This is a genomic window from Clostridium thermobutyricum (assembly GCF_000371465.1).
Taxonomy (GTDB): domain Bacteria; phylum Bacillota; class Clostridia; order Clostridiales; family Clostridiaceae; genus Clostridium; species Clostridium thermobutyricum.
The window spans coordinates 349,121-373,340 of record NZ_KB850958.1 but is presented as its reverse complement, the minus strand read 5'-3'; the positions used below and the strand labels follow the sequence as shown (position 1 = coordinate 373,340).

General features: G+C 24.2%; 24 protein-coding genes. 13 read left to right on the top strand and 11 right to left on the bottom strand.

Features of this window, described 5'->3' with window-relative positions:
• Window positions 1–420: 420 nt before the first annotated feature.
• Both HMPREF1092_RS17310 and HMPREF1092_RS15315 read right to left on the bottom strand, forming a co-directional pair.
• Window positions 421–597: a hypothetical protein gene (locus HMPREF1092_RS17310; RefSeq protein WP_158082650.1), complete on the bottom strand. Its 177-nt coding sequence runs from the start codon at window positions 595–597 to the stop codon at window positions 421–423.
• Between the two features lie 317 nt (window positions 598–914).
• A complete protein-coding gene (locus HMPREF1092_RS15315) occupies window positions 915–1,739 on the bottom strand; it encodes a hypothetical protein (RefSeq protein ID WP_002599589.1) in 825 nt (274 codons plus the stop codon).
• 263 nt (window positions 1,740–2,002) lie between these two features.
• On the opposite strand from HMPREF1092_RS15315, the gene HMPREF1092_RS15310 reads away from it, so the two are divergent.
• From HMPREF1092_RS15310 to potE, 7 genes are all read left to right on the top strand, one after another.
• On the top strand, window positions 2,003–2,347 hold the full coding sequence (locus HMPREF1092_RS15310) for a YmaF family protein (protein ID WP_002599588.1): 345 nt from the start codon (window positions 2,003–2,005) through the stop codon (window positions 2,345–2,347).
• A 144-nt stretch (window positions 2,348–2,491) separates the two neighbouring features.
• Window positions 2,492–2,749: a GNAT family N-acetyltransferase gene (locus HMPREF1092_RS15305; RefSeq protein ID WP_002599587.1), complete on the top strand. Its 258-nt coding sequence runs from the start codon at window positions 2,492–2,494 to the stop codon at window positions 2,747–2,749.
• Window positions 2,750–2,923: 174 nt separating this feature from the next.
• On the top strand, window positions 2,924–3,622 hold the full coding sequence (locus tag HMPREF1092_RS15300) for an MgtC/SapB family protein (RefSeq protein ID WP_002599586.1): 699 nt from the start codon (window positions 2,924–2,926) through the stop codon (window positions 3,620–3,622).
• Between the two features lie 650 nt (window positions 3,623–4,272).
• Window positions 4,273–5,511: an arginine deiminase gene (gene arcA / locus HMPREF1092_RS15295; protein WP_002599585.1), complete on the top strand. Its 1,239-nt coding sequence runs from the start codon at window positions 4,273–4,275 to the stop codon at window positions 5,509–5,511.
• A gap of 108 nt (window positions 5,512–5,619) precedes the next feature.
• Window positions 5,620–6,609 carry an ornithine carbamoyltransferase gene (argF, locus tag HMPREF1092_RS15290; protein ID WP_002599584.1) on the top strand — a complete coding sequence of 330 codons (990 nt, stop codon included), beginning with the start codon at window positions 5,620–5,622 and terminating at the stop codon, window positions 6,607–6,609.
• 33 nt (window positions 6,610–6,642) lie between these two features.
• Window positions 6,643–7,587 (top strand): carbamate kinase, encoded by a 945-nt coding sequence (arcC, locus tag HMPREF1092_RS15285; protein ID WP_002599583.1) that lies wholly within the window; start codon window positions 6,643–6,645, stop codon window positions 7,585–7,587.
• Window positions 7,588–7,857: 270 nt separating this feature from the next.
• Window positions 7,858–9,189, top strand: coding sequence for a putrescine-ornithine antiporter (gene potE, locus HMPREF1092_RS15280; protein ID WP_002599582.1), 1,332 nt, complete (start codon window positions 7,858–7,860; stop codon window positions 9,187–9,189).
• A 232-nt stretch (window positions 9,190–9,421) separates the two neighbouring features.
• On the opposite strand, the gene HMPREF1092_RS15275 is transcribed toward potE, so the two are convergent.
• The gene (locus tag HMPREF1092_RS15275) at window positions 9,422–10,687 is read right to left on the bottom strand and encodes a DUF4179 domain-containing protein (RefSeq protein ID WP_002599581.1); all 1,266 of its coding nucleotides are present in this window, start codon (window positions 10,685–10,687) and stop codon (window positions 9,422–9,424) included.
• A complete protein-coding gene (locus tag HMPREF1092_RS15270) occupies window positions 10,680–11,249 on the bottom strand; it encodes a sigma-70 family RNA polymerase sigma factor (protein WP_002599580.1) in 570 nt (189 codons plus the stop codon). The genes HMPREF1092_RS15275 and HMPREF1092_RS15270 overlap by 8 nt, the downstream gene beginning before the upstream one ends.
• 428 nt (window positions 11,250–11,677) lie before the next feature.
• Between HMPREF1092_RS15270 and HMPREF1092_RS15265 the strand changes: the two genes are divergently transcribed.
• From HMPREF1092_RS15265 to HMPREF1092_RS15245, 5 genes are all read left to right on the top strand, one after another.
• Window positions 11,678–12,397 (top strand): Crp/Fnr family transcriptional regulator, encoded by a 720-nt coding sequence (locus HMPREF1092_RS15265; protein ID WP_002599579.1) that lies wholly within the window; start codon window positions 11,678–11,680, stop codon window positions 12,395–12,397.
• A gap of 220 nt (window positions 12,398–12,617) precedes the next feature.
• Window positions 12,618–13,208 (top strand): rubrerythrin, encoded by a 591-nt coding sequence (gene rbr / locus HMPREF1092_RS15260; protein WP_002599578.1) that lies wholly within the window; start codon window positions 12,618–12,620, stop codon window positions 13,206–13,208.
• Window positions 13,209–13,555: 347 nt separating this feature from the next.
• Window positions 13,556–14,311 carry an FAD-binding oxidoreductase gene (locus HMPREF1092_RS15255; RefSeq protein ID WP_002599577.1) on the top strand — a complete coding sequence of 252 codons (756 nt, stop codon included), beginning with the start codon at window positions 13,556–13,558 and terminating at the stop codon, window positions 14,309–14,311.
• A 143-nt stretch (window positions 14,312–14,454) separates the two neighbouring features.
• Window positions 14,455–15,747, top strand: coding sequence for a phosphopyruvate hydratase (gene eno, locus HMPREF1092_RS15250; RefSeq protein ID WP_002599576.1), 1,293 nt, complete (start codon window positions 14,455–14,457; stop codon window positions 15,745–15,747).
• 451 nt (window positions 15,748–16,198) lie between these two features.
• Window positions 16,199–18,157: an FUSC family protein gene (locus tag HMPREF1092_RS15245; protein WP_002599575.1), complete on the top strand. Its 1,959-nt coding sequence runs from the start codon at window positions 16,199–16,201 to the stop codon at window positions 18,155–18,157.
• Window positions 18,158–18,241: 84 nt separating this feature from the next.
• On the opposite strand, the gene HMPREF1092_RS15240 is transcribed toward HMPREF1092_RS15245, so the two are convergent.
• The 4 genes from HMPREF1092_RS15240 to HMPREF1092_RS16645 form a co-directional block, all read right to left on the bottom strand.
• Window positions 18,242–18,817, bottom strand: a complete 576-nt coding sequence (locus tag HMPREF1092_RS15240; protein WP_002599574.1) for a class I SAM-dependent methyltransferase — start codon at window positions 18,815–18,817, stop codon at window positions 18,242–18,244.
• Window positions 18,810–19,337: an ECF transporter S component gene (locus HMPREF1092_RS15235; RefSeq protein ID WP_002599573.1), complete on the bottom strand. Its 528-nt coding sequence runs from the start codon at window positions 19,335–19,337 to the stop codon at window positions 18,810–18,812. The genes HMPREF1092_RS15240 and HMPREF1092_RS15235 overlap by 8 nt, the downstream gene beginning before the upstream one ends.
• A gap of 366 nt (window positions 19,338–19,703) precedes the next feature.
• Window positions 19,704–20,174 (bottom strand): DUF4829 domain-containing protein, encoded by a 471-nt coding sequence (locus HMPREF1092_RS15230; protein WP_002599572.1) that lies wholly within the window; start codon window positions 20,172–20,174, stop codon window positions 19,704–19,706.
• 21 nt (window positions 20,175–20,195) lie between these two features.
• On the bottom strand, window positions 20,196–21,149 hold the full coding sequence (locus tag HMPREF1092_RS16645) for an amidase domain-containing protein (protein ID WP_002599571.1): 954 nt from the start codon (window positions 21,147–21,149) through the stop codon (window positions 20,196–20,198).
• Window positions 21,150–21,398: 249 nt separating this feature from the next.
• Between HMPREF1092_RS16645 and HMPREF1092_RS15220 the strand changes: the two genes are divergently transcribed.
• A complete protein-coding gene (locus HMPREF1092_RS15220; protein WP_002599570.1) occupies window positions 21,399–21,932 on the top strand; it encodes a hypothetical protein in 534 nt (177 codons plus the stop codon).
• A gap of 91 nt (window positions 21,933–22,023) precedes the next feature.
• On the opposite strand, the gene HMPREF1092_RS15215 is transcribed toward HMPREF1092_RS15220, so the two are convergent.
• The 3 genes from HMPREF1092_RS15215 to queF all read right to left on the bottom strand — a co-directional run bounded on the left by HMPREF1092_RS15215 (window position 22,024) and on the right by queF (window position 24,219).
• Entirely contained in the window at window positions 22,024–22,596 is a 573-nt protein-coding gene (locus HMPREF1092_RS15215; protein WP_002599569.1) for a lysozyme inhibitor LprI family protein, read from the bottom strand.
• A 212-nt stretch (window positions 22,597–22,808) separates the two neighbouring features.
• The gene (locus tag HMPREF1092_RS15210; RefSeq protein ID WP_002599568.1) at window positions 22,809–23,609 is read right to left on the bottom strand and encodes a lysozyme inhibitor LprI family protein; all 801 of its coding nucleotides are present in this window, start codon (window positions 23,607–23,609) and stop codon (window positions 22,809–22,811) included.
• 109 nt (window positions 23,610–23,718) lie between these two features.
• Window positions 23,719–24,219 (bottom strand): preQ(1) synthase, encoded by a 501-nt coding sequence (queF, locus tag HMPREF1092_RS15205; protein WP_002599567.1) that lies wholly within the window; start codon window positions 24,217–24,219, stop codon window positions 23,719–23,721.
• Between the last annotated feature and the right edge of the window lies 1 nt (window position 24,220).

The following is a 24,220-nucleotide window of genomic DNA, read 5'->3' as shown; positions in this document are numbered from 1 at the left end:
AATTTTGATATAGCACTTGATATAAATTAGCAGTAGAAAAATATATAATATAGAATAAAAACTATAATATTTTAAATATTCAACTAACCATATTTTTTAATATGGTTAGTTTTTTAATTTTAGCATTTAAAAAATTATTTATAGAGAAAAAATATTGGAACAAGTTGATAGTAAATGAAGTTTAAAAATCTAAAGAAGAAGAAATTTTAGTTATTATAAAAATTATAAATTAAAAATATAGTAATTTTATTATATAAATATCTAAAATTTAATATAATAGGTTTATTTTTGGGAATAGTTTGATATAATATAAATAAGAAAAGCTTAGTGCTGGTAACACTAAGCTTAGTCTCAGAACATTTATTTTTGTTTTAGGGCTACTGAATTAAATTAATCGAAAATTAATTTGAAGAAAAAGTGCTATTCTTTGTCGGATGGGGCACTTTTTTCTTTGCTTTTAATTTCAATATCAAGACCAACAAATTTAATTGTAATCTTTAAATAATGAATAAAAAGATTATTATTTAAAATTAATCTAACAATATAGATTGTGACAAAACTTAATATAAGTAAAAATAATAAATCTTGCATATCCAATACCACCTCCTTGCTATGATGATATATCATCAATAGTCCAAGGAGATTAAAATGTCCAAAACCTCCGTAGCCATCCACTACTATTTGAAATATATAGAAATTATACCATAATAATGAAAATAATTAAATGGAAATATAAAATAAAATTTATGAAAATTACATATAGATTTATAAACTTATGTAGATAAATATATGAGCTTAATTAGATAAAATAAATATAGAAATAATTAGTTTTTATATTTATTTTGATAGTATAAACAGAACAGTAATATTTATAGAATATAAGAAATACCACTATTTAAAATAGTGGTATTTTTTTATAAATAACTTTTAAAACCAATAATACTTGAAAGTATTAAAGATATTATAGAAAAAAGTAATCCTACTGATAAAAATGATATAAGTAAGCAATTAAAAGTAATTACATATATTAAAATACTATAAAAGTTTATTTTAAGTAAAACGAGTATTATGCTAATAAATAAACTTAATAAAAATAGAAATCCTATACCATCTAATGAATTATTAATATCAGCTTTGCTAAGTGACATATGGTTACTAATTGAAAAAGATATAATTATAAAAATCCAAAATTTAAATGATGATAAATTTTCTATAGAAAATAAAAAGTTAATTATTGTAAAGAACTCATGTCCTAATTCCTTAAAAAATCCAATAAAGTTTAAATTACTTATAGAATATGAAATTTCTTTTATAGCTATATTATTTGTTATATTGAAATATGTATTTGGTAATAACAGTCTTAAAATTACTATTATAATAAGAGTGCCTATAAGGATTGGAGCTACTCCTATAAAGAAATTACCTATTCTTTGATATATATTTTTAGGATTGAATGTATGTTTTACATGTCCTAATTCTCCTCCAATATTTAATTTTAAAGAAAACCATTTAACTTCCACTACTCTATGTAAAAATATTTTACACATTATATAATGGCTAAATTCGTGTACTGTAGTTCCAATAATTCCAGTAATAATTATTCCATATCTTCCAAAGGTTCTGTATATTAAATTATTACTTTTTCTTTCTATTTGTCCTATTATAAGTCCAAAAATTATTAAAATTAAAGTTATTCCTATAGTAAATACTATACTTAGCTTGAGTATTTCAATAATCATATTAAATTCCTTTCACTTTTATGTATTATTAATTTCTATAATTATAACTCATAAAAGAATACTTTCAAGTAATAATACTTTTATTTAACTAAAATGAAAAATTTAGTTGAATCAATATAAATAGCTATATTTTTTCAATTAAGAGTCTATTAAGTTTATATAAGATAGAATTTAAATATTAATTTTTTTATATTTATAAATTTAGTAACAAATATCTACAATTTGTATATTATGTATTATAAAGAAATATAGGAGTTGATTTTATGTCAAGATGCGAAAAAGAAAGACAATTTCATGTTCATGAATTCTTAGGAAGCACAAGACTAGCTGAAAGAGGTTCAGATGATGTTCATAATCATAGATTTGCTGGAGTTACTGGAGAAGCTATAAGAAAAGGAAATAGTCATGTTCATAAAATAAAAATTAAAACAGACTTCTTTGATCATTATCATATTATAGATGTTTGTACTGGACCTGCAATTCCTGTAGGAGAAGGTAGGCATATACACTTTGTTTATGCTGTTACAAGAATGGCAGATGGACATAGACATGAATTTATAGTTGCAACTTTAATAAATTCACCAATATTTGAAGAAGAAAGATGTTAATATAAAAGAGTAGTATTTAATACTGCTCTTTTAAAATTTATTATTATTGATAAATAAATTTAAATTGGTTTAAATTAGATAGTAGGGTATACATAATTTAAATAATAATTTAATATAAAGATTTAAGTTTAGGGAGTAATAAAAATGGATTTTAATGATTTATCTAGGCAATGGGACAATTCACGGAGAATAGAAAGAACAAAAATAATTTCTAATGAAATAAGAAAGAATTTAGGAGAGGTTAAGATAAGAAAAGTAACTGAAAGTGATATAAAAGATATTTTAGATATTTATAATTATGCTATATTAAAAACAACAGTAAGTTATGATTGTAAACCATGTACTCTTGAAAGGAGAAGTAAGTTATATAATGAAAAATATAGTTTTTATAAAAGATGCTAGTTTTTAGAAAAGATAGCATCTTTTTATATTAAATTGAAAATAAATAGTAAATAAATATATAAGTTTTACAATATAAATACAATATGATATATACTTTAAAATAATAGATTAATAATTTAATATAAATTAAGTTATATCTATAATTTTAAAATATAATTTTAAGGAGGTAATAAAATGAATGGAAAACCAATAACAGGTCCAATATACAGCATACATGATATAATAATTAGACTTGTTCTTGCTGGAATATTAGCTGGAATTATAGGAATTGAAAGAGAATTAAAATCAAAAGATGCAGGACTTAGAACTCACTTTTTAGTTGGTATTGGTAGTGCATTAATAATGATAGTATCTAAATATGGATTTACTGATGTTGTTATATATAATAATATAGCAGTTGACCCAAGCAGAATAGCTGCTCAAGTTGTAAGTGGTATAGGATTTTTAGGTGCAGGAACTATAATAATAAATAAAAAAGTGGTTAGAGGATTAACAACTGCAGCTGGGATATGGGTTGCAGCAGCAATTGGTCTTGCATCAGGAGCAGGATTATATTGGATAGCAATTATTACTACTGTTGCAGTATTAGGGGGACTTGAAATATTGCAGAGAGTTTTTAAACTTAATTCTCATAAAGTTATAGAATTAAAAATAATTTTTAATTCTAAGCCTAAAGATGATTTAATAGAGTTATTAGGAAGAAACTCATTACATATATTAAGTTTCAACACAGAAACTGAAAGATTAGAAGAAAGCAAGCGTTATCATATAAACTGTAGGTTTAGATGTAAGAAAAATGTCAATACATTGAATTTGTTAAATCAAATAAATGAAATTCCAGGTGTTAATTATGTTAACATAGAAAATGTATAAAATTAGCTATCTTATTTTTAAGATAGCTAATTTTTTTTGGTTATTTTAGAAAATATCATTAAAATATGTGATTAATAAAAAGTTATAAATTGAATATTTATACAAAAAAAATTCTTTTTCGAAAAAATGGTAAATAAATGTATATAATTTATAAATTTCTAATTCAATAACTTATAAAATTATACATTTTCATAAATTGAAAATTTATGAAAAAATAGTCAAAAAATTAAAAATATGATGTATATGGTTACATTTAAAAAATAAATAAATAAAAGTATTAATAAAAATTGAAAAATAAATGGTATATTTTTGAAAATGATAAATAATATACAAAATTTTGAATTAAATAATATCTCCTTTGTATAAATATTAAATTTGAGAAATATGGTAGATAATTAAAGAAAAATAGAGATATTTGGATTTAAATTATAAAAATTAAGTTTAATTCCAATTAGATAAAATTTATTTGAATTTTCGGAAAATTACTTATGGGAATACAATGTGGGTATGGACAAGCTTTCAGAAAAGCAAGTAATAAAGCTAATGTAAACGATAGATGATTTTTAAGATAAAAGTTGTTTACATAATAATTTAAATTGTTTTACTTTTAAAGCTATTTCATAAAAAAATTTAAAAATGAGGTGATTGTTATGAAAAACTGTTTAAATGTTACATCAGAAATTGGTAGGTTAAAAACGGTTTTACTACATAGACCTGGTGAAGAAATTGAAAATTTAACACCTAGTCTATTAGAAAGATTTCTATTTGATGATATTCCTTACTTAAAACTTGCACAAGAAGAGCATGATGCTTTTGCACAAGTTCTTCGTGATGCTGGAGTAGAAGTACTTTATTTAGTTGATTTAGCAGCTGAAGCTATGGGAACTAGTCAAGAAGTTAAGGATGCTTTTATTGATGAATTTATCAAAGAAGCTAATATTCAAAGTGAATCATTAAAAGAATCACTTAAAGAATATTTTTTATCTTTTAAAGATAATAAGTCCGTAATTTCTAAAATGATGGCAGGAGTAAGAAAAAAAGAAATAAGTCACTATCATAAAGATTCACTTTGTAATCAAGTTCACAATGATTATCCATTTGTTTGTGATCCATTACCAAACTTATATTTTACAAGAGATCCTTTTGCAACTATTGGAAATGGAATAACTTTAAATCATATGAGAACAAACATAAGATCAAGAGAAACTATATTTGCTAAATATATATTTAAATATCATCCTAGATTTAAAGATCAAGAAATACCTTATTGGTTTAATAGAGATGAGGATTTTTGTATTGAAGGTGGAGATGAATTAATTTTATCAAAAGATATAGTTGCTATAGGTATTTCTCAAAGAACTGATGCAATATCAGTAGAAAAGGTAGCTAAAAGACTTTTATTAAGTGGAAAAACAAATTTTAAAACTGTTTTAGCTTTTAAAATACCTGTAAGCAGAGCATTTATGCACTTAGATACAGTATTTACTCAAGTTGATTACAATAAATTTACTGTACATCCTGAAATAGTTGGTCCGTTGAATGTTTATGCATTAACTGTTGATGAAAATGATAAAACAAGATTAAAAACCACACAAGAAGTAGATACATTAGAAAATATTTTAAGCAAATATTTAAATAGAAAAATAACATTAATAAGATGTGGAGATGGAGATAAAATTGCTTCTGCAAGAGAGCAATGGAATGATGGTTCTAATACATTAGCAATTGCTCCAGGAGAAGTTATAGTTTACTCAAGAAATTATGTAACAAATGAATTACTAGAAAAGAATGGTATAAAAATTCATGTAATACCATCCTCAGAGCTTTCAAGAGGCAGAGGAGGCCCAAGATGTATGAGTATGCCTTTAGTAAGAGAAGATTTAGATTAATAAGGTTTATTAATTATTATATATAAATTACTACAAGTTAAAAATTGAAAATAAAAGAAAAATTGAATTTAAATAAAAAAATTTTTATAAACTTAGGAGGAGATTATTATGCCAGTAAATTTAAAAGGAAGAAGTTTCTTAACATTAAAGGATTTTACACCAAATGAAGTTAGATATTTATTAGATTTAGCTCATAGTTTAAAAGAAAAAAAATTAGCAGGAATAAAAGGAAATATATTAGAAGGTAAAAATATTTGTTTATTATTTGAAAAAACATCAACTAGAACTAGATGTGCATTTGAATGTGGAGCAGAAGATGAAGGAGCACATGTTACTTTCTTGACTAATTCTCAAATGGGCAAAAAAGAATCAATAGAAGATACTGCAAAAGTATTAGGAAGATTTTATGATGGTATAGAATTTAGAGGATTTGCTCAAAAAACAGTTGAAGATTTAGCTAAATATTCAGGAGTTCCTGTATGGAATGGTCTTACTGATGATGATCATCCAACTCAAATTTTAGCTGATTTTATGACAATAGAAGAACATGTGGATAAGCCATTAAATAAAATTAAATTAGTTTTTGTAGGGGACATAAGAAATAATATGAGTTATGCATTAATGTATGGAGCTGCAAAAACAGGTATGCATTTTGTAGGGTTAGGACCAAAAGCATTATTCCCATCACAAGAAAAATTAAATGAAATTAGAGAAATGGCAAAGGAAACAGGAGCTGTTATTGAAATAACTGATAATATAGCTGAAGGTGTAAATGGAGCTGATGTTATTTACACAGATATTTGGGCTTCAATGGGAGAAGAAGATAAGTGGAAAGAAAGAGTTGATTTATTAACTGATTATAAAGTAACTAGAGAAATGTTTAGTAAAACTAATAATCCAGAAACTTTATTTATGCATTGCTTACCATCATTCCATAATTTTGAAACAAAAGTAGCTAAAGAAGCAAAAGAAAATATGGGATTAGATATAAGAGAAGTTGAAGATGAAGTATTTAGAAGCCATAATTCAGTAGTATTTGATGAAGCAGAAAATAGACTTCATTCAATTAAAGCTATAATGGTTGCAACATTAAGATAAATTATATTTTTAAGTTAGAAAGGAGGAATAATTATGAAAATTGTAATAGCACTTGGCGGAAATGCTTTGCAAATGGATAAAAATTCAAAAGACTCAATGGCACAACTAGAAAGTTGTAGAAAGACAGCAAAAGCAGTTGTTAATTTAATTGAAAAAGGACATCAAATTTCATTAGTACATGGAAATGGACCTCAAGTAGGACAAATAGTATCAAGTATAGAAACAGCTCATAAAACTGATGAAGGGAATGTATTATTCCCATTCGATGTATGTGATGCTTTTTCACAAGGATATATTGGATATCATTTACAAAATGCAATTTTAGAAGAACTTTCTAACCGTAATATAGATAAGAATGTTGAAACTATAATAACTCAAGTAGTTGTTTCTGAAAATGATCCAGCTTTTAATAATCCAACTAAACCTATAGGCTCATTTTATACTAAAGAAGAAGCAGAAATTCTTGAAAAGAAAAATGGTTATATTTTAAAAGAAGATTCTGGTAGAGGATATAGAAGAGTAGTTCCATCTCCCAAGCCAATAGATATTGTAGAGAAAAAGTCCATTAAAAGAATAGTTGATGCTGGAGATATTGTTATTGCTTGTGGTGGAGGAGGAATCCCTGTAATTAAGAAGGATTCTAAATTTGAAGGAATATCAGCTGTAATAGATAAAGATTTTGCAGCTGAAAAATTAGCAGAAATTCTAGAAGCTGATGTACTTATGATACTTACTGCTGTTAGCAATGTATGTATAAACTATAATAAAGAAAATGAAAAAAAATTAGAGAAAGTCACAGTAGCTGAAATTGATAAATACATTGAAGAAAATCAATTTGCAGAAGGAAGTATGCTACCTAAAATAGAAGCATGTAAAAAGTTTGTTACTTCTAATAAAAAAAGCAAAGCTATAATTGGATTTTTAGATGAAGCGATGGAAGTCCTTAAAGGAGAAAAAGGAACAACAATAATTTATTAATATATATTTTTTTAAAAGCTATATTTTAAATATGATTTTACAGTAATTTATATTTAAAATATAGCTAAACTTAAATTAAAATTAATTTATTTAAATTGGAGGTGAAGAGGTTGATAGATCTTAAATATAAGTGTAATTTAAATATAATTAGTAAAATTTAAATAGATTAAAAAATATTATAAAATATATATAATTTATAAGGTGCAAGAAATAATTTAATAAGTTTGGAGTGAAATTTAATATATTTATAGGTTTTATCAACCAAATATTATGGGAAGCACGAAAACGAAAATGAATGTTTGGCAGTTAACAATGATAACTGCTATAAATATGATTGGTTCAGGTCTTATAATGTTACCAGCAGATCTAGCACAAGTTGGAACAATGTCAATTTTATCATGGATTATAACAACAATAGGAGCAACAGCACTTGCATATGGATTTGCAAGATGTGGAATGTTTAGTAAAAGAGATGGAGGTATGGGTGGCTATTCAGAATATACATTTGGAAAATCAGGAAATTTTATGGCTAACTATGGATATGCAATAGCCTGTACCATAGCTAATGTTGCAATTGCAGTAACAATAGTTGGATATGCTTTAACTTTTTTAGGAATTAAACTTTCACCAGCAATGAATACTGCATGTGTAATATTAGTTGTTTGGTTAACTACTATTCCTAATTTTTTCAGTGCCAAAATAACAGGAATAATTGGTTCTTTTACAATTTGGGGAATAATAGGTCCAGTAATTATATTTTGTATAATAGGATGGTTTTGGTTTAGTCCATCATTATTTGCAGCTTCTTGGAATCCACATCATTTAGGATTATTTCATGGTATAAGTCAATCAATTTCCATAACATTATGGGCATTTTTAGGCTTAGAATCAGCTTCAGCTAATATGGAAGCTGTTGAAAATCCTCAAAGAGATGTTCCTATAGCATGTTTAGGTGGAACTATTGGGGCTGGAATTATATATATAGTATCTACAAGTATAATACAAGGAATTGTTCCAGGACATTTATTAGCTAATTCTAATGCACCATTTGGATTAGTATTTGCTACAATGTTTACTCCACTTGTAGGTAAAATAGTTACAGGAATAATGGTACTAGCATGTTTTGGTTCTTTATTAGCTTGGCAATTTACATTAGGTCAAGTTTTCAAAAGTTCAGCTGGTCAAAATTATTTTCCTAAAATATTTAAAAAAGTATCAAAAAAAGATGTTCCAGTTGTAGGGTTAGTAATATTATGTATTCTTCAAAGTTTATTTGCGTTACTTACAATAAGTCCAACATTGAATAAAGAATTTGAAACAATAGTAAACTTATCAATAGTAACGAATATGATACCATATGTATTATCAATGGCAGCAGTGCCAGTAATACAAAAATGTGCAGGAATAAAAGGAAAGAGTGCTTTAATTCCAAGCATAATAACATTTTTAGCTGGAGTATATAGTCTTTATGCAATGTATACATCAGGGGCACAAGCTATGTTGTATGGTGGAGTAGTTGCATTATTTGGTTGGACATTATATGGAGCATTAGCAAATCGCTTTGAAAAAGAAAACGATTTATTAAATAAAGATTTTAAATAGAAAATTTATTTAATAATTGTTTTATTAAATTATAAAACTATAAAAGCTTAAATATTATTTATGAAATCAATACAATATTAGAAGTTTTATAATAGAGATTATTTAATTTATAAACATTTATAAATTTTATAATAAATATTCATAAGGTTTATATAATACAAGTTATATAAATAAAGATATTTCACAAAGGACATGTAATCTTTAGATAATAAGATTACATGTCCTTTTATGTTTACTTTATTTTTAAACATTCATCTTTAAATTCAACTATATCTACAAGAGGAATATTTCCTAATATAACTTTTGTATTTTCAGGTACATTTTCAAATTTAATAGTGAAAATATCATTTCCTTCATCAATTATAGTTGGATAATTTCCAATTCCGTAGGATTCTTTAGTTTTTTCGTTATAGTTAAAAAGAGAATATCCCCACATTAAATTATACTTATTTTTATTATGAGTTTTATATTTTAAAATAATAGTTTTGTTTTCTCTTTTTATATCAATAACTTCTCCTTTTGTTCCATTAGAAAACTTATGAGCTTTTGAATAAAATATATTATCTTTTTCAGATAAAGGTTCATTTGATTCTATCCATTGGTCTTTACTATTCTTAGCACCTATAGATATAATTTCAATACTCTTTGAGTTTTCAATTTCTTCTTTTGTATATCCTATGTTATTAAATATAATGCCATTTTCTTCGTTTTCAATACCATTAAGCCAAGGTTTAAATTGATTATTTACTTTAATAACTTTTATTCCATTAGATTTTTCAGCATCATAATTTGGATCCTTATAATTTAAATAAGATTCAACTTCTGAAAATTTAAAGTTAAAGTCTATATCATTATTATTTATAGTTAAATTTTTTGTTTTAGAAAATCTATCTGTTTCATCAACTTTTATATTAAAACTTATATGGTCTAAAGATTTTTCTTTTGAAGTTACATCTTTTATACTTTCAACTATATCTAAATTTACATCAGAGACAGGATTTATACTATATGAAGTTATAAATTCATAATAATACATTACTGTATTATCATTTAAATTATAAGATGAATTAGAGCTACTAGCAGAAGGTATTTTACCTAAACCATCTAATCTTATTTTTATATTATAATCTTTAGCAGCTATTTTATTTTCACTAGTTGCTAAGACTCCAACGAGTATTCTATGTTCTGTAAAAACTAGTTCTTCTATTTTAAAATTTACACCATTAAGATCTTTTTCTTGTCCTATATATTGAGTATAATCTTTATAATTTTTGCTAATTCCAAGTTTATTTAAAGTTGATTCTATAAAAGGAAAATCTTCTGCTAAAGTTGGATAGCTTAACATACCAGCACCAGTAAATATTCCAAAACAGATTGTTGCAGCTAAAGTTTTTTTTATAAATCTACTTCTATCATTTTTTGCTCTCCTAAAGCTTTTTTCTATAACTGAATCTAAAGATTTAGGTATTTCTATATTATTAAAATCATTATTATTCATTTAAATAGTCCTCCTTTAATATTTCACCTAAACTTTTTTTACCTCTATGAATATAATTTTTTACTGCACTTACTGTACAATTCATAACAATACTTATTTCTTCTAAAGTTAAGTTATTGTAATATTGAAGAATTAACGCTCTTTTGTATTTAGGATTTAATTTATTTAACGCATCTTTTAAATCTAATTTTTCCTCAATAGTTAAATTCTTGTTTTCAACAGCAAGAGATATAAATTCATCAGTAAGGATAAGTTTATTTTTAGCTTTAATTTTGTCTAATGAAATATTAATGACTATACGAGTTATCCAAGTTTTAAAATATTCTGGATTTTTAAGTTTTCTTATTTGTTTATATGCTTTATAAACAGCCTCATCTATAACTTCTAGTGAATCAGTTTCATTTTTCATATAAATGAAAGCAGTTTTATAAAGATATTCTTTATTTTCTTTCATAATCTTTAAAAAAGATTCATCATCTCCTCTAATTGCTTTAAGAATAATAATCTCTTTTTCATCATATGATTTTTTTATATTCCCTAAAATACCTATTAAAGTTCCCATATTTCCTCTCTTTCTAAGTGTACATCTTCATTTTACATCAATTAGACTGAGAATAAATACAAAAAGATTCATATAAATATACATTTTTGGAAAAAATATTAATGAGGTGATTTTTTGAGGATTAAATTAAAAAGAAATACTATTATAGTTATAATTGTTGTTATTTTTATAGTTCTTACATCTATGATAATTTAAATGTTATTAGCTATTTTAGTATTAAGAATAGCAATTTAAAAATTATTAAAATGAAAAAGTATTTTTTAAATTAAATTTATATGAAATTGATTTAAATAAAAAACCATTTAGATAGTTTCATTATGATTTTAATATTATAATATATGTAATGAAAGGACCAAATTTAAAAATTAAAATTCTTATATCTATGGGGTAGGATAATGTTTTAAAAGTTAATTAAGGAGATGGTCAATATGCAAATAAAAAATAACAATAAAAAAGTTATTTTTGGCTCACGAGAAAATGAAAATCACATTTTTGAATCACTTACCCTTGAAGAATTAAATGGAGTAATAGAATTGAGGAAACATATTAATTTAAAAAAAGGAGAAAAGTTATTTTTAGAAGGTGAAACTATTGAAAGTATATTTATTGTGAGTAAAGGGGCATTAAAATTAATAAAAAGCACTTCAAATGGAAAAGAGCAAATAATTAATATACTTAATTCTGGAGATTTAGCAGGAGAAGTAAATGTATTTGGAAAAGAGAAAAATAGTAAAGTATCTGCTATAGCAATTAATGACAGTGAAGTATTTGAGATAAATAAATCTGATTTAGACAAGCTTATTAATAATAATCCATCTATTTTAATTAAATTATTAAATGGACTAAGTAATAAAGTAATCCATTTACAGAACTTAACAGCAAATTTATCTGAAAATAATATAAATTCTAGGATTGCATGTATGCTTCTAGAGTTTTTAGATAAATATAAATCACAAGAAGGTGAAAAAATATCAATAAATCTTCCTATAAATCGTGGTGAAATGGCCAATTATTGTGGAGTTACTAGAGAAACGATTAGTAGAAAATTATCTAGCTATGAAAAAGAGAAGATTATTAAATTAAAAGGAAAAAAATTAATTATTTTAAATAAGGAATCATTAGAAGGATTTATATTTAAAAATAAATAAATGGAATTATACAATAAAATATTATAGATATAAGAGTTAGAAATTAATTTTGAATCTTAGTAATTGAAAACTAAAGTTCCTATCATATTGTAGAAATGCAATATGATAGGAATTTTATTTATAGGATTAAATTTTTAGACAAATAAAGTAACAATAGGAGAGTTTTTATTATATATAAAATATAAAGGTTAATATTAAAGGGGTTTAAGGAGAGTAAAATATGAAAAGTTTAAAAGGAACAAAAACAGCAGAAAATTTAATGAAAGCATTCGCAGGTGAAAGCCAAGCAAGAACTAGATATACTTATTTTGCTAGTGTAGCTAGAAAAGAAGGATATGTTCAAATGGCAAATATATTTTTAGAAACTGCTGAAAATGAAAAGGAACATGCAAAAAGATTTTATAAATTTTTAAAGGATGATTTAAATGGAGAACAAATTGAAATAACAGCTTCATATCCAGTTGAAGTTCCAGAAGATACAAAAACAAATTTATTATTTGCAGCTGCAGGAGAACATGAGGAACAATCAGTTTTATATCCTAAGTTTGCTAAGGAAGCAGAAGAGGAAGGATTTTTATCTGTTGCAGCATGTTTTAAAAAAGTAGCAGAAGCAGAAGTTAGACATGAGAATAGATTTAATACTTTAGCAAAAAATATTGAAAAAGGAATTGTATTTGAAAGAGAAGATCCAAATACTTTATGGAAATGTGAAAACTGCGGATATATATTTGAAGGAAAAAAAGCTCCTCTTAAATGTCCAGCTTGTTTACATCCTCAGGCATATTTCTCTTTATGGAATCAAACATATTAATAAAATAAATTATATTTAATAGATAAAAAGGACTTTAACTTTTAGCTAAAGTCCTTTTATATGAATTGTAATAAAGTGTTTTTGAATAAATGATTAGAATCACATAAAAAATAAAAGAGTGTTGATAATATAATAATATAAGAAAGGATAAATGTTTAAATTAATCTAATATTAATTCAGAGCGATTTGCTAAGAAATAAAAATGGTTTAAAATAAGATTAATGAATAACAATTATTCAAAATATAAATTCTTTATCAACTTATATTTTAAAATCAGACTATTTTGATAAAGATTTATGAATTAAATTTTATAAAATTACTAAATTTAAGATAAGGAGAAATAAATAATGAACGAAGTTTTAGATAGAGTAGAAAATTACACTTGGAATGGATTTAGAGATTTTGTTGTATATAAAAAGGTTTATGAAAGCAAAGGCATAATATCATTATATTTAAAGGGGAATGATGATTTAGGTCTTGCAGAAATGAAACCAGGACAATTTATTGGAATAAAAGTAAAAACAGAAGATGCTGAGCTTAAAAAAGTAGTAAGAATGTATAGTTTATCATCAACACCAAAAGATGATTTTTATAGAGTAACTATAAAAATAGTTGAAGGTGGAAAGTTAACTACATATTTAGATAAAAATTTAAAAGAGGGTGATTTACTAGAAGTAATGATGCCTAAAGGAAATTTTAAATTAGAAAAAGAAAAAATTAATAGACCTATAGTTCTTTTAGGTGGAGGAATTGGAGTTACACCAGTTTATTCAATGTTAAAAGATATTGATGATAGTAAAGATACATATTTTATATATTCTTTAAGAAATAAAGATTCAGAATGTTTTTTAGAAGATGTAAGATCATATAAAAATTCAAACAATACAAAAGTAAATATTTTCTTTACAAGACCTTTAAATAATGAAAAATTAGGTATAGATTATGATTTTCAAGGAAGAATATCAGAAGAGTGGATTAAAAATAATCTTCCGTTAGATGGTGAATTTTTCTTCTGTGGAAATAAAGGATTTATAGATACAGTAAAAGAGGCTTTAGAAAATTTAAAAGTAGATAAAGATAGAATACATTATGAATTCTTTTAAATAAAATTTATCTTACATAGTAATAATAAAAATGATTATTATACTATTTAAATAATAATTTATAAATTAATTTAATTTTAGAAGATTTAAATAGTTTTATAAATAATAAAGTACATATTTCAAAATAAAAGGAGGAGTTTATTATGAAACAATTTATTGAAATTACAAATATTATAGGAAGACAAGTGTTAGATTCAAGAAGTTTTCCAACAGTAGAAGTTGAAGTTCATTTAAGTGATGGAAGTTTTGGAAGAGCAATTGTGCCATCTGGAGCATCTACAGGTATTTTTGAAGCTCTAGAATTAAGAGATAAGAATGAAAAAGAATACTTAGGAAAAGGTGTAAAAAAAGCTGTAGGTTATGTTAACAACGAAATTTCAAAAGAACTTATAGGAATGAATGTATTAAACCAATTAGCTATTGATAAAAAGTTAATTGAGTTAGATGGAACAAAAAATAAGAGTAAATTTGGAGCTAATGCAATACTTGGAGTTTCTTTAGCCGTAGCTAGAGCAGCAGCAAATGCTTTAGATATGCCATTATATAGATACATAGGTGGTTTAAACTCAAAAGTATTACCAGTTCCAATGATGAATATTTTAAATGGTGGAGAACATGCTGATAACTCAGTAGATTTACAAGAATTCATGATTATGCCTGTAGGGCTTGGAAGTTTTTCAGAAGCATTACAAAGCTGTTCTGAAGTATATCACAAATTAAAAGGAATATTAATAGAAAAAGGATATTCAACTGGTGTAGGAGATGAAGGTGGATTTGCTCCAAACTTAAAATCAAATGAAGAAGCAATAGAAGTGATTCTTGAAGCTATAGAAAAAGCTGGTTATAAAGCTGGAGAAGAAATGTTTATAGCTATAGATGCTGCTTCATCTGAATATTTTGAAAATGGTAAATATGTACTAAAACATGAAGGAAAAGAATTAACTCCAGAAGAAATGGTTTCATTCTACGAAGACTGGGTAAATAAATATCCAATCATCTCTATAGAAGATGGTATGGCAGAAGAAGACTGGGAAGGTTGGAAGCTGTTAACTGAAAGATTAGGAGATAAAGTTCAACTTGTAGGAGATGACCTTTTCGTAACTAATACAGAAAGATTAGAAAAAGGAATTAAATTAGGAGTTGCTAACTCTATTCTTATAAAATTAAACCAAATTGGTACTTTAACAGAAACTTTAAATGCAATAGAAATGGCTAATAGAGCAGGATATACAGCTGTTGTTTCTCATAGATCAGGAGAAACAGAAGATACAACTATTGCTGATTTATCAGTAGCTGTTAATGCAGGTCAAATAAAAACAGGAGCACCTGCAAGAAGTGAAAGAGTTGCTAAATATAATCAATTATTAAGAATTGAAGATGATTTATGTGATTTAGCTGAATACAGAGGAATTAAATCTTTTAATAATATTAAATAATTATTAGGATAAGTAATATTATAAGTGATAAATTAAGGATTTTTATAATAACTAGAATTAGGTAGAGTTTACTGAAATTCTAATCTAACTAAACAATATAAATTAAAGAGGCATCTAGATTAGTAGTTCTAGATGCCTTTTATAATTAAAAATAAAATTATAAAATTATATAGCTAATTAGTTAAAAAATTAACTTTATATTTTATTTAAAATTCAAAAATTTTTATATAAAATAGTCGCTCAAAGTCTTTAATTTTAAAAAGAATATGAAATATAATAAATTAATTTTAGAAGTAATAAATTAGGACTAGCTTTTATATTTTTTTCACTTATAATGTATGAGTAGTAATTACAAAATAAATAAAAATATAGAAGATAATTGAATAAAAATTTAACAATGAATATATTTTATTTATTTCATATAAAAATTAAAGAAGGGAGAATATAATTTATGAAAATACCATTTTTCAGTTTAGATTACATAAAGGATATGTGTAGAGCAAGTTTAGCTCCTACAATTATATCAATTATTTTATTGCCTGTTTTATACATATATTTTGGTATTGATAATGTGCTTATTGCACCTTATATGGCTTTAATGTATATAAGAATGAAAGGATATGTTGATGTAGATAAGAGCCACATAAAACCTTTCTTTCTGCATTTATTTATAGGAATTATAGCATCTATTGCAGGGCTTACAGTTTTAAACGCTTTAATTATAAATTTAATAGGAGGGATTGTTTTAACTTATCTTTTAACTGATGAGTATAATCCAAGTAGTTATTTTCCATACTTAATGGCATTTGTATTTTTACAACTGTTCCCAACTACTTTTGATAAAATTCCTTTAAGATTACTTGCAATAACTTTTTCATATTTAGTTTTATATATAGTGCTTAAGATAACTATGCCAAAGTTTGTTACTTCAAAAATAGTAGTATTGATAAAAGATGGTTTCTTAAATGTGTCTGACCAATTTAAAACTTTATCAAAAGGTGAAGAAATAGACTTTAATAAAAGTAAATATGAGTTATTTGAAATATGTAGAGATATGAATAGAGTAATTTATTTAAGTGAGAAATCAAAGTTTTATGCTTTTGTTATACTTTTCCAACATTTAAATAATATTACGAATGATGTTCTTCAAAGAAAATATCTTCTAAATGATAATAAAGAATATTTTAAGAATTTATCTGATTTATTTATAGATATTAATGAGAACTTTTCAAAAAATGAATATGATGAAATAATATTCTCAATAAATAAATTTTTGATTGAAGAAAAATTTTCATATGAAGATTTAAATAATTATTTTGTATTTTTATTAGAATACGCTATTGAAATATTCCAATATTTCAAAGATAAAAGTAAGAAGTCATTAAAGGAAACTTCTAAAGATTTCTTTATAGATTTTAAGAAAATTAATCATTATAGAGTAAGTTTAAATAGTTTTAAATTGAGATTTGCAATAAGAATGGGAATTTTATTATCTTTATCATTTACATTTATAAGAGCTGTTCATCTTGAAAAGAGCTATTGGATTCCTATGACTATATTTCTTCTTTTAATGCCTTTCTATGAGGAAAGCAAGAAAAAGGCAGCTCAAAGGTTTAAAGGAACTATAATGGGAATTATATTATGCTCTGTGCTATTCTTTATATTTAAGTCAACAGTATCTCATATAATAATTATAGGGGTAAGTACCTTCCTTATGTATTCATATGCAGATTTTACTCTTTTAACAACTTATATAACTTGTTATGCTATTGGTATTTCAACACTTGGAGAAACATCTGGTGACTATAAAGTTATATTTTTAAGACTTTTATATACAACTATATCAATACTTATAGTTTTATTTGCCAACAGATTTATTTTAAGAAATAAAAATTATTATGAGATGGAAAATATGATTTTTAGGCTTATAGATATTAATAGGCAAATGGTAAAAGAACTTAAAAATATATTAGATGGAGAATATAATCCTATAAAAGTAAGAGAACTTGTATATTTATCTTATTTAATAAGTGGTAAAATGCAAATTCATAATGACCCAACTTGTAATGAAGAAGAGCTAAGGATATTAAAAGCATTTATATTCAATAATAATAAGCTAACTACTCTTTTAGGACATGAATCAGTTTTATTATCAATAACTAATGAAGAGAAAATAGATAGGAGATTTATTTTAAAAAATATTTCTAAAATAGAAAAGATATTAAATCAAATGGAAGAAGTATTTAAAAGTGGAGCTAAATATAAAGACTACTATTCAGAAGGAAGGCTTGAGACAGTATTATTAAAAAATACATATGTAAATATTCAAATGTCTAATTGTCTTATAAAGTCAGAGGATTCATTAAATGCTTTAAAAAGGTTAAATAAGTCTATAAAGAGAAACTTATAAAGTTGTAGATATTATATAAAAAACTATTTCAATTGGGAAAAATTTCTATTTTGAAATAGTTTTTTTATAGATTAATATAAATTATTATTTTTTTGTACCATATACTATATAAATATGTTCTTCTTCTATTACACTTTTAATATTAAAATGAGAACTTATTAATTCAGCTACTTCAGAAGCTGGTTTAAGACCTAATGAAATTTCATTAGCAGTTCTTTTATGATGGTCGTTTAGATGTTTTCTTCCCATACCGTGACATATTACAAATTGACCATTTTCATTTAATAATGTTGAAATATGTTCAATAAATTTTTCAGGTTCTAAGAAATGTGGAAATGCATTATATACAATTATAAAATCAAATTTTTCATTTTTTAAGTTAAATACATTTTCACATAAAAAAGTTATTTTTGGATCCTTATATTTGCTTTTAGCTTTTTCTATCATTTTTTCTGATAAATCTACAGCTAAAATTGAATGGGGATTATGTTTTAATAAAAACTCTTCTAATACACCAGTACCACAAGCAATATCTAATATTTTTGAATTATCTTTAAGTTCTGCTGTCTTAAAAATTCTTTCCATTTTTTCAGGATCACCTTTTGAGTGATTATCCCAATCTTCTGCTAAATTGTTAAAAAAATCTTTCATTTTATCCATTGTAAATTCCTGCTTTCTTTAAAACTCTAGATAAATAAGGAACTATAATCCATTGTAGTATTATTCCAGGTAAACCAATAACGAAAACTACAAAAAGTAAGTGGTAGAATTTATGAGTAGGTAATCCCATAAATATTACGAATAATATTGCATAAAGGAAGTTTCCTATAATTTCTGCAATAATTAAATTAAGTAATCTATTTACTTTATTTCTAAGTAGTCCAGTTATAAGTCCCATTACTCCTAATTGGAACATCATAGTTACTGCTATTGGTAATGGAGGCATTCCTGTTAAGAAACTAGAAATTATAGGTGTAATTATACCTAACACTAGACCATATCTCCATCCTAATATAAGTCCAGCAAGTAATACTGTTAAATCCATTGGGGAAAATATAGTTCCCATTTCTCTACCAAAAGCCGTAAAAAAATGTGGTAAAATTAATCCGATAGCTAATAGCAATCCAGCTGATGTAAGATTTCTTGCTAAGCTATTTTTTTGTGTTGTTGAATTATTCATGTGTTTCTCCTATGTACTTTAAATTTTTAATGATAACTATCTGTTGTTAATCTATTTATGTATTTCTTATATGTATTGTTAAAATTTTAATGATAATTATCTTCAATTAATAGTATATTACTAATAAAATTTGGTTCAATAAAATAAGACCAAAATTAATTGAATCTTTGGACAAAATTCATAGGATATGAACATAATTAATTAAACTAACTAAAACTTAAAAAAATATTTTTATAAATATTATAATGTTATAATTTTTTACTTTAATTTAAAAAAATAAATATTTAAGGGATATATATAAAATAAAAAGGGAGATTTTTAACAAAATCACCCTTTTGAATAGTAAAAATATATTTAGTAAGTTAATTATAATCCTTGACCTTCCTGACCAGAAACAAGCCAAGGAGAATTTTCATTTTCTCTAGTTAAAATTTTTATAGTTGATATATTTCCTTCATTAGAACTAGTTAAATTCTTATTAAAATCTACATTATAAAAAACTTCAAACTTTGCAATGTTAGATTTATCAAAAGTTTTCCCATTAAATTCTGTTGAACTATTAGGAAGTTCTTTTATTTTTATAAGTTTAAACTCAATAATATCATCATATACATCTTGTCTCAATTTTTCTTCTTCAGAATTCTTAGTTTTAAGTTCATTAATAACGGATTCGTTGTATAATTTAATATCTTTATTTTCATAAGAAGTATAGAAATTTTTTAATACAGTTTCTTTATCAAAATTGTTAGTATTTGGTTTATTATTTAAGAAAATAAAGGAAATTACAATTATACAAATGAAAATAGAACCTATAACAATTATTTTTTTTGATTTCATGTATATGCCTCCATTTATTATTTAACTAGCAAATTTAATTAAGTCAAAATAAGTTTCATATCCACCATGAGGAGGAATTCCTCCACGATTAACCCAACTTCCAACATAGTTGTCAGTTCTTTGAGCTATATTAAGATCATTAGATAATTTTTGAGTAACTATTAGACTATGATATCTTAAACCAGTTGCGCCTTCTTTATATTGAATTATATCTCCAGCTTTTGCTTTAGGAATTATATCTGTTTTATATCTTCCACTATAAGAACCAACTTTACCACGCCAGTAGTTACCAAATTGATTAGCACCAGTCCAAGTAGCTGATCTTTGAGTTGAAGTTTTATAAAACCAACCATTAGTTCCATAATTTGAACCAACAACTTGCTTAACTTTTCCAGCATATATAGCTTGAGAAACAAAATTAGTGCAGTCACCACCTAAGCTAGTGAAGTCAGCATAGTTTCCATTAGGAGATTTTGCATGTTTTTTAGCATATGATATTGCAGAGCTAGCAGAATAACCAGAATAAGATTTAGATTGGTATAGTTTTTCAACTTCACTAATTCTATCATCTTCTTCAGTTATATCTTTTACATCACCAACAGTAAGAGAATCTAAAGATTTAGAATCTAATAATGATTTTTTTACTATATTATTGTTATTATTATTTTCAGAATCTAAATAATCACGATTTAAATATATAGCAGCATATGCTCTAATTTGTTTTATTGTTTCAGTATCTTTTATTGAATAGTTTTCATTAAGTAAGAAATTTCTAAGAAAAGATTCATATTCTGATGTGTTCTTCTCTAAATTTAGATTATTATCGAAACAGTATTTTTCAAAAATGTTTTCTAATTCATATACAGTATAATTAGAAATATCTTTTGTAGAAGTAGTTAATGGTTTAGCATTAGCAACTAATACGTTCGTTGATAAAATTGCAATAGTTGCAAAAACTGATAAAAATTTTTTCATTATATTTTCCCCCTTAAAATAAATATACAAGCATATCATAAGTTATAAACGAAAATATATACAAAAAAAGTAAAAAATGAATAAAAATATATAAAAAATGCAACTATAATTAAATTATTATATATTATTGTAAATTATTTTAGATAGTTATATAATAATTAGAATTTTATTATAAACTGATGTATAATAATTAAAATACAAATATATTTAGGTTATATTGTAATTGGTAAAGATATAGAATCAAGGCATATGGACATTATTTTAGTTAGCGTAAAAGATAGAAAAGAATATATAATATTCACTATTTTAGGAAATATAGTTGTTTTAATATTAATACAATTTGTGATGTTATTAAATTTACTTGCAATTATTTTAGCACTTGATTTAAAGTTGATTTGGGGAGAAATTTTAAGTTTAAATATAAATTCACTTTTAAATATGCTAGTAATTTTAAGTATAAGTACATTTTTTACGATTGTTTTTAAAGGAGTTATTGGAGTTATTAGTGGATTTGTATCACTTATAATTTTTAATATTCACACATATTTAGTTATTCCATTTGTGAATTTAAGTGCAAATTTAAATTTAAGTGGAAGAAGAATTCTTATGAATATAGTTCCTATATATGATATTCCTGTAGAATCTGTAGTAGATATGGGATATCAAATAATTTCACAAATACCAGAGCCATATTTTATAAAAAATATAATAGCATATCAAATTGTTTTTATAATTTTTATGGGAATTTTAAGTGTTATTGCATTTAACAAGAAAGATTTATAAAATGAATTAGTAATAAAATAAAGAGATAGTAGATAAATTTATAGAAAATATAATTTTATCTACTATCTCTTTTGAGTAAGAAAAAATTTTTTTATGAGGTATAATTATTTAATAAATAATAGCATCTATCACGGGTTAATTCCGTTAATTTTGTATAATAAATCATTTTATAATTAGTAGTTGCGCCACATGATTGGGCATATTCTTTTGCCTTACTCTTTTTATTATTATTCCAATTTGTTTCGTCATCTTTTAATTTTAGAAAATCTTCATTAGGAAGAATAGTTTCTAATCTTTCATATATATAATTAAGTTGTTGATTCCATAAATCATAAACTTGTAAGCATTCATTATTTAATTGATTATTATTAGGATTTCCATCATATTCATTATTTATTTCAGCTGTTTTTCGATAAATTAAATTAAAATTATTATAACACTCACTTCTTAATTTATTAATATCATCAATATTATTTTTATTAGCATTTAAATAAGTACTATTATAGTTTTTGGATAGGTTATCTTCAGTATTAGCTGCCTTATTAGATGTTTCTTTTGTATTAGCTTCTGAAGCACATGAAGTATAAACAATTACAGGTGTGACACATACTAAGGCAATTATTGCAGCCGGAATAAGTAACTTTAATGATTTATTTTTTTTCATTGAATCACATCCTTATAAGATATATGATAGTGCATTATTATGAATAAACTAGGAAATAAGTGTTTCTAATAAAATAAAAATATTAATATATAAATAGTAAATCATATTATTTAAGAATATAATAATAAACTTTTAATTAATTATTAAATAAAATAATAATGGAAATTTTTTTTTAAATAAAAAAGGATGTATTAAAATACATCCTTTTAATTTTATTTAATGTAATTATTATATAAGTAATAACATCTTTCTTTAGTTAATTGAGCATCTTTATAATAGTATCTCATTGCAGCACCACCACTTCCAGCAACATCAGAATATTTACTAGATTCATTTGTTTTATAATTTATCCAATTTACTTCACTATTATTAAGATTTTCAAAAGTTGAATGTGGTAAAATAGTTTCTAATTTTTCATACATATAATTTAATTGATTGTTCCATAAATTATAAATATGGTTTTGTTGTTCAGTTACTTGATAGCTATCAGTATTAGGCTCATTATTTATTTGATTAACTTGATTTTCAATACTTGAAAAAGCACTTTCACATTGAGTTTTTAAGCTTGCTAATTCAGCTGAATTATTAACATTAGAAGTACTAGTATTACTACTGTTAGGAGTATTATTATTGCTATTAGTAGTATTTACAGTATTAGTATTAACTGAATTATTACTATTAGTACTATTGCTAGTAGTATTAGAAGCCTTATTCGCACTTACTGGAGCTGTTTGAACTTTATTTGAAGCATTATTATTAGATATATTATTATCAGTTAATGGTTTTGAATTAGTTTGTGTACTAGCTTTTTCAGTTTTCTTTTGTTCATCTTTTTTGTCCTTTTTATTATCATTTGTAGAATCTTTTGATTTATTTATATTATTACTAGCTTGATTTAAATCAGGCTTTGTTTGAGTTGAAGTTTTATAGTTTGAATTATAATAAACAAAACCTCCAACGCACAATAATAACACTACAATTATTGCAATAATTAATTTAATTATTTTTGCCATTCAATCACTTCCTTATAGATAATAATAATTGATAATTATTAATAAAGAAGAAACTATTGATTTCAATTAAACTAAAATAGAATTACAAAAAAGATAAATTTTCCATATTTTATCTATTATCTATTTTTTCAGGATAAAGGTCATGATTAACTAATCTATCAAAAGCAACTTTTTCCCACATAGTACCTTTTTTACCGTAATTACAGTATGGGTCTATAGAAATTCCACCTCTTGGAGTAAATTTACCCCAAACTTCGATATACTTAGGGTCCATAAGCTTTATTAAGTCTTTCATTATTATGTTCATGCAATCTTCGTGGAAATCTCCATGATTTCTAAAGCTAAATAAGTATAGTTTTAATGATTTACTTTCAACCATTTTTATATTTGGAACATATGAAATATGAATAGTTGCAAAGTCAGGTTGTCCAGTTATAGGACAAAGACTTGTAAATTCAGGAAAGTTAAACTTAACAAAATAATCGTTGTCAGGATGTTTATTATCAAAAGCTTCTAAAACATCTGGGTCATATGAATATTCATACTTAGTTCCTTTATTCCCTAATAAAGTTATATCTTTTAATTCTTCTTTACTTCTACCATTTGACATT